The sequence below is a fragment of the Massilia sp. Masssp93 genome (assembly GCF_059491295.1).
In genome coordinates, this window is record NZ_CP168502.1 from 3614202 (window position 1) to 3628169 (window position 13968).

Genomic DNA, 13968 nt, shown 5'->3' on the forward strand with positions numbered 1-13968 from the left:
GCCAGCGTCTCAGCGGACCTGCGCGTCGGCCCGCGGCGCGGGGACGGCGGGCGCATCGCCCGCCGCCCGCACGACGCAGCGGTCGCGCCCGCCGTGCTTGGCCGCATACAGCGCGCCGTCGGCCCAGCCCAGCACCTGGTCCTGCGTGGGCAGCGGGCCATCCGTGCCGCGCACGAGCGCGATGCCGACGCTGGCCGTCACGGCCAGCTCGCCCGCCCCCGTCGCGAAGGGCCGCCGGATGGTGGCCACGATCTTGGCGCCGATCCGCTCGGCTTCGTCCAGGCCCTTGACGTCTTCCAGCAGCACGACGAATTCGTCGCCGGCCAGCCGGGCCGGCGTGTCGGTCACGCGCACGCAGGCGGCCAGGCGCTGGGCGAACTCCTTCAGGACCTCGTCGCCGACGCCGTGGCCCCAGGTGTCGTTGATGGTCTTGAAGTGGTCGATATCCATATAGGCCACGCCCAGCACCTGGCGCTGGCGGCGCACGCGCTCCAGGGCCAGGCCCAGCAGCTCGCCGAACAGGCGGCGGTTGGCGATGCCCGTCAGGCTGTCGAAGCGGGCCATCTGCACGAGCCGGCTTTCCGCCTCCTTCACGCGGGTCATGTCGTGCGCCAGCGCATACACGCCCGCGACGGCGACCGTCACCCGGCCCTGCGCCTGCACGTCCGGGACGAACGTCCATTCGAGGATGCGGTGCCGGCCCTGCGCCTGCAACGGCATCTCGAACGTGGCGCCGACGCCTTCGAACGCCTGCTTCAGGCGCGGACGCGCCGCGTCGTAGGCCGGCTTGCCGAGGACCTCGGCCAGGTGCATGCCGGGCAGGCGGACCGGTTCCAGCCCCAGCCAGGCCTGGAACGTCGCGTTGCCGAAGCCCATGCGGTGGTTGCGGTCGATGTAGCAGATCAGCACGGGCAGGTTGTCGGCGATCAGGCGCAGGCGCTGCTCGCTCGCGGCCTGGGCCAGCTCCGCTTCCTTGCGCTCGCTGATGTCCATCGCCATGACGGTGAAGCCGACGACGCGGCCCTCCTGGTCGACGTCCGGGATCGTGTCGATCATCTGGTGGCGCGACGCGTCGTCGCTGCGCACGTCCTCGATGTGGCCGCGCTCGCCGCACAGGGCCGCGCGGATCAGCGGTTCCAGGCGGGTGTAGCCGGCCTCGCCCAGCGCCTCGCGCACCGTGCGCCCGAGCGCCCAGTCCGGCGGCGTGCCGATCATGCGGTCGAAGCCGGCGTTGGTGAATTCGAAACGCTCGTCGCGGTCGACGTAGGCGATCACGGCCGGGACATTGTCGGCGATCGCGCGCATGCGGGCGCTGGCGCGCTCGCGCGCGTGCACGAGGTCGTGGAAGGCGCGGCCCAGTTCGCCGACCTCGTCATGCCGGGCGAGCGCCAGCACGTCGATGTCGACGCCCTCGTGGCGGACCGCGGCGACGTTGCGGCGCAGCGCGTCCAGCGGGCGCAGGCCGCGCCGCACGAGCCACCACGCCAGGATGCCCGCCACCAGCGCGAGCACCGCCGCGACGACGAGCACCGTGCGGCGCACGCGCGCCAGTGGCGCGAACGCCGCGGCCTCCGGGTTGCGCGCGCCGAGGATCCAGCCCGTCGTGGCCAGGCGCCGGTAGGTGACGATGGCGGGGCCTTCACGGTCGTCGCCGTACAGCCAGCCCTCGAACCCGTGCAGCGCGCGCGCCAGGCCGGGCTGGGTGCCGGGGCTCTCGTCCAGGCGCTCCGGCGCACGCGCCTTCGGGGGCGCGTCGATCAGCACGCCGTCGGCCGACATCAGGAACAGGTAGCCGCCGCCCGGCCGCAGGGCGTCGACCTGGCGCAAAAACCGCGCATGCTGCAGGTCGATGCGGCCGGCCAGCACGTACAGGATCTCGCCGTGGTCGTCGAACACGGGGGCCGTCACCACCACCACTTTCGCGCCGGACAGGCGGCTCTGGAACGGGTCGGAGACGATGCCGCGCCCGCGCAGCAGGGTTTCTTCGAAATACGGGCGGCCGGCCGCCGTCAGCGGCTGGGCGCTCGGCATGGTCGCGCCCGACGCGACCAGTTCGCCGTTGCGCGTGAAGGCGGCGATGTTGACGAAGTCCTCGCTGGCGTCGGCCGTGCGCTCGGCCAGCCAGGCCTGCAGGCGGCGCGGGTCGTGGCGGGCGTCCACCGGCAACGCGGCGGCCAGCGCGGCCATCTGGCGCAGGCGCGCTTCCAGCTGGTCGTCGAGGAAGGCGGCGGCGCCGGACAGCAGCGCATACTGCTGCCCGCCCAGGACCGCGCGCAGGTCGTGTTCGGCCACGTCCACGGCCAGCGGGCCTGCCAGCAGCGTGGCGCCCAGCACCAGCACGCCGACGGCGCCGGCCAGGCGGCTGCGCAGGGTGGTCGGAAAAGAGATGGGTCGTCGCATCATGGGTGAGTGCACCGCTACGCATCGGGCCGTACCAGTATGTCATACCGCTTGAATTTCTACTAATACGAAGCAAAACATCAATTCCCTTGCTCTTGACCGGGCGGATTGGTTTAGCATTGCACTTTAGGCCCGGCAACTTGATAACGATCCCGCGAGGACATGAGTAAATACACACTGCACGTCAACGGCAAGGCCCAGGCCGTCGACGTCGAGGCGGATACCCCGCTGCTGTGGGCGCTGCGCGATACCCTCGGTCTCGTCGGCACGAGATACGGCTGCGGCGTCGGCGCCTGCGGGGCCTGCACCGTGCACGTGGACGGCCAGCCGGCGCGCGCCTGTCAGTTGCCGGTGAGCAGCGTCGGCAAGCGCCGCATCACCACCATCGAAGGGCTGGACGCGCGCGCCATGCATCCGCTGCAGCAGGCCTGGACCGAACTGGACGTGCCGCAGTGCGGCTATTGCCAGGCCGGCCAGATCATGACGGCGTGCGCCCTGCTGAAACAGCATCCGCGTCCGACCGACGCCCAGATCGACGACGCGATGGCGGGCAACCTGTGCCGCTGCGCGACCTATGTGCGCATCCGTGCCGGCATCCACCGGGCGGCGGACATCGCCGGCGCCGGCAAGGGCAAGGCATGAGCCGGCCCGCCTCCCCCGCGCGCCGCCGCTTCCTCGGCCGCTCGGCCGGCGCCGGCGTGGCCCTGCTGCTCGGCGTGCAGGCCGACGGCGCCGTCGCCGCGCTGTCCGACGACGGCCAGGCCGGCGCCGCGGCCGGCGACTTCATGCCGAACGCCTTCATCCGCATCGGCACGGACGGGCGCGTCACGCTCGTCTCCAAGCAGCCGGAAATCGGCCAGGGCATCAAGACGTCGCTGCCGATGGTGCTGGCCGAGGAACTCGAGGTCGACTGGAAAGCGGTCCGCGTCGTGCAGGGCGACCTGAATCCGATCTACGGGTCGCAGGGCGCCGGCGGGTCGACGTCGACGCCGGCCAACTACGACAACTTCCACCGCCTGGGCGCCACCGCGCGCACGCTGCTGGTACGCGCGGCCGCGCAGACGTGGAACGTGGCGGAGGCCGAGTGCCGCGCGGAGAACGGGGCCGTCGTGCACGGCGCCAGCGGCCGCACGCTGGGGTACGGCGCGCTCGTGCGCACCGCGTCCGCCCTGCCCGTGCCGCTCGCAGCCGGCGTCGTGCTGAAGGATCCGGCCACGTACCGCCTGCTCGGCACGCGCGTGGGCGGCGTCGACAACGCGCTCGTCGTCAGCGGCCGGCCGCTGTTCGGCATCGATACGCGCCTGCCCGGCATGCTGTATGCGACGTACGTGAAATGCCCCGTGCCGGGCGGCCGTCCCGTCGACGCCAACCTCGCCGCCGTCAAGGCCATGCCCGGCGTGAAGGCGGCGTTCATCGTCGAGGGCACGGAAAACCTGAACGGGCTGCGGCCCGGCGTCGCCATCGTCGCCGACTCGACGTGGAACGCCTTCCGCGCCCGCAAAAAACTGCAGGTGACGTGGGACGAAGGCGAAGGCGCGCGCCACAGCTGGGCGGGTTTCGTCGCCCAGGCGCAGGCCGCCAGCGGCCAGCCCGGCGCCGCCGTGCTGCGCAAGGACGGCGACGTCGATGCCGCCCTCGCCGGCGCCGCGCGCACCGTCGAGGCGAACTACGTCTATCCGTTCATCTCGCACGCGAGCATGGAACCGCAGAACTGCACGGCGTGGTTCAAGCCGGCCGACGGCACGCTCGAGCTGTGGGCGCCGACTCAGAACCCGGGCGCGGGCCAGGCCCTCGCGGCCGCCACCTTCAACATCCCGAAGGACAAGATCACCCTCCACATCACGCGCAGCGGCGGCGGATTCGGGCGCCGGCTGTCGTCCGACTTCATCGTCGAGGCGGCGGCGATCGCGCAACGGGTCAAGGCGCCCGTCAAGCTGACGTGGATGCGCGAGGACGACCTGCAGCACGACCACTTCCGCGCCGGCGGCTTCCACTTCCTGCGCGGCGGCGTCGATGCGCAGGGCAAGGTCGTCGCCTGGCACGACCATTTCGTCACGTTCGCCAACCGCGTCGACAGGAAGGAAAGCGACGGCGGCACGGCCAGCGTGCTGCTTGCGGGCAGCGGCGCCAACCTGTCCGGCGACGAATTCCCCGGCCGCTGGCTCGCCAACTGCCTGATCGAACAGACGCCGCTCGAATGCCGCATCCCGATGGGACCGTGGCGCGCGCCGGGCAGCAATGTGTTCGCGTGGGTGTTCCACAGCTTCATCGACGAGCTGGCGCATGCGGCCGGACGCGATCCCGTAGCGTTCCGCCTCGACCTGCTGGGCGACAAGGACCTCGTGGCCGGCACCGGCGAACGCGGCGTGCCGTACAACGTGGGGCGCATGCGCGCCGTGCTGCAAGCCGTCGCGGAGAAATCCGGCTGGGGCCAGCGCACGTTCGCGCGCGGCCAGGGCGCCGGCGTCGCGTTCCACTTCAGCCACCGCGGCTACGTGGCCGAAGTGGCCGAGGTGACGGTGTCGAAGGAAGGCCGGCTGCGCGTGGACCGCGTCGTCGTGGTCGCCGACATCGGCGCACAGGTCGTCAACCTGTCCGGCGCCGAGAACCAGGTGCAGGGGGCCGTGATCGACGGCCTGTCGACACTGATGTATCCGGCGCTCGACATCGACAAGGGCCGCGTCGTGCAGAGCAACTTCCACGACTATCCGCTGCTGCGCATGCCGGACACGCCAACGAAGGTCGAGGCGCACTTCCTCAAGACGGCCTATCCCGTCACGGGCCTGGGCGAACCCGCGTTCCCGCCGCTCGCGCCGGCCGTCTGCAACGCGATCTTCGCCGCCACCGGCAAGCGCGTGCGCGAACTGCCGCTCGCGAAGGCGGACCTGTCCTGGAGCTGACGGCGTGACGACGGGCGACGTGTCCGACCTGCTGGGCCAGGCCGTCCGGCTGCACCAGCAGGGCCGGCTCGAGGACGCGCAGGCCTTGTACCGGCGCGTGCTGGCGGCGGCCCCTCGCCAGTTCGATGCGCTGCACCTGCTGGGCGTGATCGAGCGCCAGCGCGGCCAGCCAGCGCGCGCGGTCGAATTCATCCAGGAAGCGCTGCGCGCCGATCCGCACCAGGCGCGCGCCCACTGCAACCTGGGGGCCGCGCTGCAGGACCTCGGCCGCGTCGACGCGGCGCTGGCCAGCTACGAGGCCGCGCTGCGCATCGATCCGGGCTATGCGCTCGCGTGGGACAACCGCGGCAACACGCTGCGCCGGCTCGGCCGCCTGCCGGAAGCGCTGGACAGTTACGAGCGCGCCCTCGGCATCAGCCCGGCGATGGCGGATGCGTGGTGCCACCGGGCCATCGTGCTGCACGACCTGGGCCGCCACGCCGACGCGGCGGCGAGCGCCGAACAGGCGCGGGCGGCGCGGCCCGCGCACGCGGACGCCCTCGTCGCGCTCGGCCATGCGCTGCAGGCGCTGGACCACCACGCGGCCAGCGTCGAGGCCTACGACCGCGCGCTCGCGCTGGCCCCGCAGGCGGCGGAAACGTGGTGCGCGCGCGGCACGGCGTTGAAAAAATCAGGCGACCTCGCCGGCGCGCTGCACAGCTACGAGCGGGCGCTGGCCGCGCGTCCCGATTATGCGCTGGCCGAGCAGTACCGCGCGAACACGCTGCGCGCGCTGGGCCAGCGCGACGCGGCCGTCGACGCGTACCGCCGCGCCCTCGCGCTCGGTGCGAACGCGAACGAGGTCCGCTTCGCGCTGGCCGCGCTGGGCGAGGCCGACCAGCCGGACGCCGCGCCCGCCGATTACGTGAAAAGCCTGTTCGACCAGTATGCCGGACGGTTCGACCGCCACCTCGTCGACGTGCTCGCCTACCGCACGCCGGCGCTGCTGGAGGCGCTGCTGCGTCCGCGCCTGGCGGCGCCGCCGCTGGCATCGGTACTGGACCTCGGCTGCGGCACGGGCCTGTGCGCGCCGTTCCTGCGGCCGCTGGCGCGGCATCTCGCCGGGATCGACCTGTCGCAGCGCATGCTGGACAAGGCCGCGGACCTGGGCCTGTACGATGAACTGGCGTGCGCCGACATCGTCGACTGGCTCGCGGAGCGGCCCGCGTCGTGCGACCTCGCCGTCGCGGCCGACGTGCTGGTGTACATCGGGGACCTGGCGCCGCTGTTCGCGCGCGTGCGGCGCGTGCTGCGCGCGGGCGGGCTGTTCGCATTTTCCTGCGAGGCGCTGGACGGCGGCGGCGGTCGTGGTTATGCGCTCCAGCCCTCGAACCGGTTCGCGCATGCGCCGGATTACGTGCGGCGCACCGCGCGGGCGGCCGGGTTCGACGTCATTGCGACCGAAGCGGCGACGCTGCGCCGCGACCATGGACGCGACGTTCCCGGTTACCTGATCTTGCTGTCGTAGGGTGGGCACGCCGTGCCCACGCGTTCAGCGTCCGCCGGCACGGACACGACGTATCTTTACCCTCCGGCCGGCACGGACACGATATATCGCGCCTCGCGTATCACCGCGTGGGCACAGGGTGCCCACCCTACGCGACGGACAAGGCCACCATCCCGAACTCGCCGAGCCGCACCGGCACGGCGCCGCGCGCGACCATGCGGTCGCGCGCGCGGCTGCCGTCGCCCGGCCGCACGTCCACGGCGCGCATGGCTTCCGGCACGACCAGCGTCGTGAAATCCTCTTCGAGCGCATCCGTGACGGTGTTCAGCACGCAGTAGTCGGTGGCCAGGCCCACCACCGTGACGCGCTCCACGCCGCGCTCGCGCAATTGCGCGGCCAGGTCGGTGCCGCCGAACGCGGAATAGGCGTCGGCCGCCGCCGTGGCGGCCTTGGAGATGACGACGGCGTCGTCCGGCAGCGCGAGTTCGGCCGCGAATGCGGCCCCCGGCGTGTCCGCCACGCAGTGCGGTGGCCACGGTCCGCCCTGGGCCTGGAACGAGCAGTGGTCGCCCGGGTGCCAGTCGCGCGACGCGAAAATGGGCAGTTGCTGCGCGCGATACAGCTCGATCAGGTGGTTGATGGGCGCGACGACTTCGTGGCCGCCCGCCACCCCGAGCGCGCCGCCGGGCAGGAAATCGGCCTGCATGTCGATCACGAGCAAGGCGTCACGCTTGTCGAGGTGGATCGCACTCATGCTGTTCTCCAGATAAAGCGGGCGAGCCGCGATGCCCTATTGTCGCGCAAACTTCAGTGCCGCGTCTCCCGCGCGGCGATGGCGGCGGCGGCGGCCGGGTCGGGATCGTGCCCGCCGAGCCGGTCGAGGATGGCCGCGGCCCGTTCGGCCAGCGCGGCGTCGGCTGCGTTCACCGTGACCTGGCAGTCGCGCACGTCGTCCTGCGCGACGGGCGCGTAGGTGTGCGAATAGGCGGTCTTGCCCGTCACCGAGGGCGCGTCGCCGACCGTGAAATTGCCTTGGACAGGTCCGCTTTCGTCGACGCGGACGTCGATCGCGACATCGTCCGCCGCGATGCCGGCGGCCAGCAGCTCGATGCGCGCCGCCTCGGCGACGGTGACGTGCTTGAACGTGCGGATGATGGCTTGCTGCATGGTGTCCTCCTGCATGATATGCGCTTGCAATCACCGTACCAGAATCCCGTGGCGCACGGCGCCCGCCGCGACCGGCCCGGATGTCGTACCCTGTTCCAATCGTAGGTTCTCCCGCGCTATTTTCCACACGTGCGGCATGATTCCGCCAATTTAGTACAATCTGGCAACACCCCAGCCGTAGCACCGCGCTTCATGACTTTTCAATAACATCACTCCCAAGAGAATAAAATGAAAATTTCAGCCCGGATTGCTTCATCCCGCCCCCTCGCCACCACCGCCATGCACGGGCGCGTGGAAACGCTGCGCAGCGAGGGCCAGTCAGTGATCGATTTTTCGATTGCGATCTCGCACTTCCCGGCGCCCCGGCCGGTGCTGGACGCGGTGGCCGCGGCGATCGAGCGCCGCCGCATCATGCCGTACACGAGCGTGGTCGGCGCCCTCGACGTGCGCGTCAGCCTGGCGGACAAGTTGCGCAAGGAAAACGGCCTCGAGGTCCACACGGACGAGATCATCGTCACCAATGGCGCCAAGCAGGGGTTGTACGAAGCGCTGTATGCATTGAGCGACCCCGGCGACACCGTGCTCGTGTTCAAGCCGCACTGGCCGGCCTATGTTGCTACGTCACAACTGCTGGGCCTGCGCCCCATCCTCGTCGACCTCCCCGAGGAAATCACGCCCGCGCTGCTGGACGGGCTGGGCAAGCCCGACATCGTCATCATCAATAACCCGCACAATCCCACCGGCAAGGTGTACACTCGCCGGGAACTGGAACACCTTCGTGCATGGGTGGAGCGCATCGGGGCCCGGGTGATCGTGGATGAAAGCTACGAACACCTGATCTTCGACGGCGGACACACCAGCCTGGCGGCATTGTGCGACTGGCGGAAGATCGGCGTGGTGACGCTGTTTTCGGCCTCGCAAAGCTATGCCATGATGGGCTGGCGGGTCGGCTTTGCGCTGGCGCCCGCCGAAGTGGTCAACGCGATGCAGACGCTGCAAGGTCCGATCACGGCTGCCGCCCCCCATTTGTCGCAGGTCGCTCTCGAGGTCGCATTCGCGACCGGTGCGCCGCGCGCGATGATGGCGGATTACCGTGAACGGCGCGACCTGGTGGTGCGGCTGTTTGCCGAGGTCCCCTGGATCGTCATGCACGCGCCGGCCTCCGGTCCGTACCTGTGGGGAGACGTGCGCAGCCTGACGCTGGACACCGTCGGCTTTGCCGATGCGCTGCTGGAGGAACATAAAGTGGCCGTCATGCCGGGCGAGGCGCTGGGCGTGCCGGGCCATATCCGGCTCGGCTATATTTCCGACGACGTGGCGACATTGCGCGAAGGCATCCGCAGGATAATCGAATTTGGTGATGCGTTTGCTGCCCACAAGGCGGCAGATAGAAGATAGATAAGATGACATCTGGCTTGAGCCGCTTCCGGCTGAACAGCCTGCGCAGCCGGCTCATGTTGCTGGTTGCGCTGGCGATCACGCCGCTGGCGGTGATGACGATCCTGTCCGGGATCCGCGAACGCGAACATGCCATCAAGGCATCGGAAGAAAACCTGCGCCGCCTGACGGGCATGGCGGCCGCCAACGAAGCCCAGTCGATCGAGGGCGCGCGCCAGATCCTCGTGGACCTGGCCAGCGTCCCCGACCTGATGGGCGACACGGCCAAGTGCACGTCGCTGCTGTCCGACGTCCTCGACCGCAACGAGGGCTTCGTCAACTTCGGCCTCATCCAGCTGAACGGCGACGTCACCTGCAGCGCCGTGCCGCTGCTGCACCCCGTCAACCTGGGCGACCGCAGCCACTTCCGCCGCGCCATCTCGGAACGCCGCTTCATTGCCGGCGACTACGTGTTCGGGCGCGTCATCAAGAAGCACACGATCAACCTCACCTACCCCGTCATCGACCGCAGCGGCAAGGTGCTGGCCGTCGTGTTCGCGGCGATGGACCTCGAAGGCCTGGACACCTTCATCAACGACATCAACCTGCCGCCCGGCTCCGTGCTGGCGACGGCGGACGCGCGCGGCACCATCATCTCGCGCCGCCCCGATCCCGAACGCTTCTTCGGCACCAGGCTGTCGCCCGCCACGCTGGACGCGCTGAACACGGCCGGCCAGCGCGCCGTGACGATCCGCGGCGACGACGGCGTCGAGCGCCTGCACACCTTCGCCCGCGTGGGCGCGCCCGCGCTGACCGACTACACGGTCACGATCGGCATCCCCACCGAGACGATCCTCTCGGCCGCGCGCCATGACCAGATCATGTCCCTGCTCGGCCTCGCGGCGACCACGCTGCTCGCGATGCTGGCCGCGTGGCTCGTGGGCGACGTCCTGATCGTCCAGCGCGTGCGCAAGCTGATGGGCACCGCCGAGCGCATCGCCGCCGGCGACCTGGAAGCGCGCTCCGGCATCGCCTACGGCCACGAGGAGATCGGCAACCTGGCCCAGGCGCTGGACCGCATGGCCGCCGCGCTGCAGAAGAAGGAGACGGCCCGTTCGCTGGCCGAGCGCGAACTGCGCGCCGCCGACCAGCGCAAGGACGAATTCCTCGCCATGCTCGCGCACGAGCTCCGCAACCCGCTGGCGCCGATCAGCACGGGCGCCCACCTGCTCAAGCTCCTGCACTCGGACAATGCGCAGATCACGCAGACGTGTTCCATCATCGTGCGCCAGGTCGACCACATGACGAGTCTCGTCGACGACCTGCTGGACGTGTCGCGGGTCACGCGCGGCCTCGTCTCGCTGTCGACCCAGGTGCTGGATTTCAAGCGCGTCGTCGACGACGCGGCCGAGCAGATCCGCCCGCTGATCGCGGCGCGGCGCCACCGCGTCGTGATCGAACTGCCGCCCATGCCGGCCTACGTCAAGGGCGACCACAAGCGCCTCGTGCAGGTGTGCGCGAACCTGCTCAACAACGCGACCAAGTACACGCCCGAAGGCGGCACCATCCAGCTGCGCGTGGAAGCCGACGGCAACGACTACGTGCTGACGGTGGCCGACGACGGCATCGGCATGGAGCCGGCGCTCGTCGAGCGCGTGTTCGACCTGTTCACCCAGGCCGAGCGCACGCCGGACCGTTCGCAGGGCGGCCTCGGGCTCGGCCTGGCCCTCGTGAAAAGCCTCGTCGAGCTGCATGGCGGCGAAGTGAGGGCGTACAGTCCCGGCCTGGGCAAGGGGTCCACGTTCACCGTGCGCCTGCCCCGCTACACGCAGGACGTCGTGCTGGCGGCGGCGCCCATCGTCGGCGGACCGCATGGCGACGGCGCCGTACCGCTGCGCATCCTGCTCGTGGACGACAACGTGGACGCCGTGCACACGCTGCAGCTGTTCCTCCGTTCCGGCGGCCACCGCGTGGAAGTCGCGTATTCCGCCACGGACGCGCTGGAACTGGCGAAGTCGTTCGTGCCGGAAGTCTGCCTGCTCGACATCGGCCTGCCCGACTTCGACGGCAACGAACTGGCACGCCGCCTGCGCCTGCTGCCGCAGGCGGCCGGCGCCACCCTGATCGCGATGACCGGCTACGGCCGCCAGCAGGACCGCGACGCGTCGATGGCGGCCGGCTTCGACCACTACCTCGTCAAACCGGTGAATACGACGCAGCTGGCGGACATCCTGGCCGCCGCCGCGGAGGCGAACATCCGGCGCTAGGTGCGCGGGATGCCGGCGTCATGTGGGCACGGGGTGCCCACCCTACGGTTACGTAAATCGCGCAGGGTGGGCGGCCTCCGCACGTCACCGCCGCGGCGCCCCGAACGTCTTCTTCCACCATTCGTCGATCATCTGCATCTCGTACGGCCAGCGCGCGTCGCGGGGATACGTGTTGATGTGGTCCGCGTACCCCTTGTCGCTGAGCTGCGCGGTGCCGCTCGCGACGACCTTGCCGCCCTCGCTGAGCGTGTAGCGCAGGCGCATGGCCGGCCAGTCGGCGCCGCCGCGCATGATGCGCAGCTCGTCGCTGCCCAGGCCATTTGGCTGCTCGCGCCCGGCCAGGTCGATGTCGAGCACGTCGATGGCGAGGTCCTGCCCGGGCGGCAGAGCCGCGCCCAGCGTCTCGAAATGCTTCCTGAAATCGTCGAGCGCCTGCGTGCGCTGCCACGGCGCGCGCGGCAGGTCGGTGAAGCGTTCGGGCTGGACGTAGTGGACGGTGACGGCGGCCGATGCGGCGCCTGCGCCGGCCACGAGGCCCATGCCCAGCAATGCGGCGATGCGGATGTCCATGGTCGTTCTCCGGTCGGTTGATCCGACAACGATACCGGCAACTATACGCCGGTTCGCCGGCCTGCCGTGCCGCGCTCATCCGCCCCATCCCTTATCATCGGTCCTGACCGAGGAGATGATATGGAGACCGTCGAAGTCGTCCTGGCGATGCTCGTCGCCGTGATCGCCAGCGGCTACGTGGCGCGCGTGCTGCCCGTGGCCCTGCCCCTGCCGCTGATCCAGATCGTGCTGGGCGCCGTGATCGCGGGCGTCTTCGGCCACGGCGTCGCGCTCGACCCGGACATCTTCTTCCTCCTGTTCCTGCCCCCGCTGCTGTTCGTGGACGGCTGGCGCATCCCCAAGATCGGCCTGTTCCGCGACAAGGCCACGATCCTGGAGCTGGCCCTCGGCCTCGTCGTGTTCACCGTCGTCGGCGCCGGCTACCTGCTGCACTGGATGATCCCCGCGATGCCGCTCGCGGTGGCGTTCGCGCTGGCCGCCATCGTGGCGCCGACCGACCCCGTGGCCGTCGCGTCGATCACGGCGCGCGTGCCCATGCCGCCGCGCCTGCAGCACATCATCGAGGGCGAGAGCCTGCTCAACGATGCGAGTGGCCTCGTCTGCTTCCGCTTCGCCGTCGCCGCCGCCGTGACGGGGCACTTCTCGCTGGCGCGGGCGGGCCTGTCGTTCCTGTGGATCGCGCTGGCCGGCATCGCGGCCGGGGTGGCGATCACGTTCGCCATCACGCGCGCGCACGGCATCCTGCAGCGCCGCTTCGGCGAAGAGGACGGCGTGCCGGTGCTGATCAACCTCCTGACGCCGTTCGGCGCCTATCTCGTGGCCGAGCGCCTGAACGCGTCCGGCATCCTGGCGGCCGTCGCGGCCGGCGTCACGATGAGCTACCTGGAACTGTCGGGCGGCGCCACGCCCGGCACGCGCATCCGCCGCAACGTCATCTGGGACGCCCTGCAATTCACCCTGAACGGCACCATGTTCGTGCTGCTGGGCGAACAACTGCCGGACATCGCGCGCGGCGCCCTCCACCCGGACGGCGGCCAGCCGTTCGACCCGTGGTGGCTCGCCGGCCGCGCCCTCGCGTTCAGCCTGGGCCTCCTGCTGCTGCGCTTCGCGTGGGTGTGGATCTCGCTGCAGCTGACCCTCCTGAACCGGCGCCGCCTCGGCCGCCAGGCGTTTGCGCCGAAGCTGCGCGTGATGCTGGCGACGTCCGTGTCCGGCGTGCGCGGCGCGCTGACGATGGCCGGCGTGATGACCTTGCCGCTCGCCCTGCCGGACGGCGCCCCGTTCCCCGCGCGCCAGCTGGCGATCTTCCTCGCCGCCAGCGTGATCGTCGTCTCGCTGCTGGTCGCCGGTGCCGCGCTGCCCGCCCTGCTGCGCGGCCTCGGGATGCCGGACGAACCGGACGCGCCGTGCAGCGAGGACGACGCCCGCCGCGCGGCCACGCTGGCCGCCGTCGCCGCGCTGGAACAGGCGCAAAAGGCCGACGGCCGGACCGGCGCGGATGCCGCTCCCGCTGCGCGCGACCAGGCCGTCGGCCACGTGCTGCGGCTGTACCGGCACCGCCTGGACGCGGCCGGCGCGGCGGGCGGCAACGGCGATGCCCAGGCCCAGCTGCGCACGGAACGCGCCTACCGGCTGCTCGCGCTGAACGCCGAGCGCGACACCGTGCTGCGCCTCGCGCGCCGCATGGACATCTCGGACGAGACGGCGCGCAAGCTGCTGCGCCAGATCGACTTGCTGGAAGCGCGCTACCAGCTGGACTGAACCGCCCCGGCCTCGCTGCGACCCTGCCCGCATGGCGCAC

At 70.8% G+C, this 13968-nt stretch carries 10 protein-coding genes; 6 read left to right on the plus strand and 4 right to left on the minus strand.

Translation table 11 applies throughout. From position 1 onward, the window contains the following. Positions 1–9: 9 nt before the first annotated feature. Positions 10–2403 carry a sensor domain-containing diguanylate cyclase gene (locus ACEN9Q_RS14575; RefSeq protein ID WP_495625081.1) on the minus strand — a complete coding sequence of 798 codons (2394 nt, stop codon included), beginning with the start codon at positions 2401–2403 and terminating at the stop codon, positions 10–12. A 159-nt stretch (positions 2404–2562) separates the two neighbouring features. On the opposite strand from ACEN9Q_RS14575, the gene ACEN9Q_RS14580 reads away from it, so the two are divergent. Genes ACEN9Q_RS14580 through ACEN9Q_RS14590 form a run of 3 tightly spaced genes read left to right on the plus strand, consistent with a single transcriptional unit; the run spans position 2563 to position 6807 of the window. Next, positions 2563–3042: a (2Fe-2S)-binding protein gene (locus tag ACEN9Q_RS14580; protein ID WP_495625082.1), complete on the plus strand. Its 480-nt coding sequence runs from the start codon at positions 2563–2565 to the stop codon at positions 3040–3042. Next, entirely contained in the window at positions 3039–5300 is a 2262-nt protein-coding gene (locus tag ACEN9Q_RS14585) for a xanthine dehydrogenase family protein molybdopterin-binding subunit (RefSeq protein ID WP_495625083.1), read from the plus strand. The genes ACEN9Q_RS14580 and ACEN9Q_RS14585 overlap by 4 nt, the downstream gene beginning before the upstream one ends. 4 nt (positions 5301–5304) lie before the next feature. Further along, the gene (locus ACEN9Q_RS14590; RefSeq protein WP_495625084.1) at positions 5305–6807 is read left to right on the plus strand and encodes a tetratricopeptide repeat protein; all 1503 of its coding nucleotides are present in this window, start codon (positions 5305–5307) and stop codon (positions 6805–6807) included. A gap of 127 nt (positions 6808–6934) precedes the next feature. Here ACEN9Q_RS14590 and ACEN9Q_RS14595 read toward each other — a convergent pair whose 3' ends face one another. Then, positions 6935–7540, minus strand: a complete 606-nt coding sequence (locus ACEN9Q_RS14595) for an isochorismatase family protein (RefSeq protein WP_495625085.1) — start codon at positions 7538–7540, stop codon at positions 6935–6937. A 53-nt stretch (positions 7541–7593) separates the two neighbouring features. Further along, entirely contained in the window at positions 7594–7953 is a 360-nt protein-coding gene (locus ACEN9Q_RS14600; RefSeq protein ID WP_157201704.1) for a hypothetical protein, read from the minus strand. A 228-nt stretch (positions 7954–8181) separates the two neighbouring features. Between ACEN9Q_RS14600 and ACEN9Q_RS14605 the strand changes: the two genes are divergently transcribed. Both ACEN9Q_RS14605 and ACEN9Q_RS14610 read left to right on the plus strand, forming a co-directional pair. Further along, positions 8182–9351 (plus strand): pyridoxal phosphate-dependent aminotransferase, encoded by a 1170-nt coding sequence (locus tag ACEN9Q_RS14605; RefSeq protein ID WP_056435891.1) that lies wholly within the window; start codon positions 8182–8184, stop codon positions 9349–9351. Positions 9352–9356: 5 nt separating this feature from the next. Then, on the plus strand, positions 9357–11597 hold the full coding sequence (locus ACEN9Q_RS14610) for a hybrid sensor histidine kinase/response regulator (RefSeq protein ID WP_495625086.1): 2241 nt from the start codon (positions 9357–9359) through the stop codon (positions 11595–11597). An 84-nt stretch (positions 11598–11681) separates the two neighbouring features. On the opposite strand, the gene ACEN9Q_RS14615 is transcribed toward ACEN9Q_RS14610, so the two are convergent. Next, positions 11682–12167 (minus strand): DUF3016 domain-containing protein, encoded by a 486-nt coding sequence (locus ACEN9Q_RS14615; RefSeq protein ID WP_495625087.1) that lies wholly within the window; start codon positions 12165–12167, stop codon positions 11682–11684. A 120-nt stretch (positions 12168–12287) separates the two neighbouring features. Between ACEN9Q_RS14615 and ACEN9Q_RS14620 the strand changes: the two genes are divergently transcribed. Continuing rightward, positions 12288–13928: a Na+/H+ antiporter gene (locus ACEN9Q_RS14620; RefSeq protein WP_495625088.1), complete on the plus strand. Its 1641-nt coding sequence runs from the start codon at positions 12288–12290 to the stop codon at positions 13926–13928. Positions 13929–13968 lie beyond the last annotated feature (40 nt).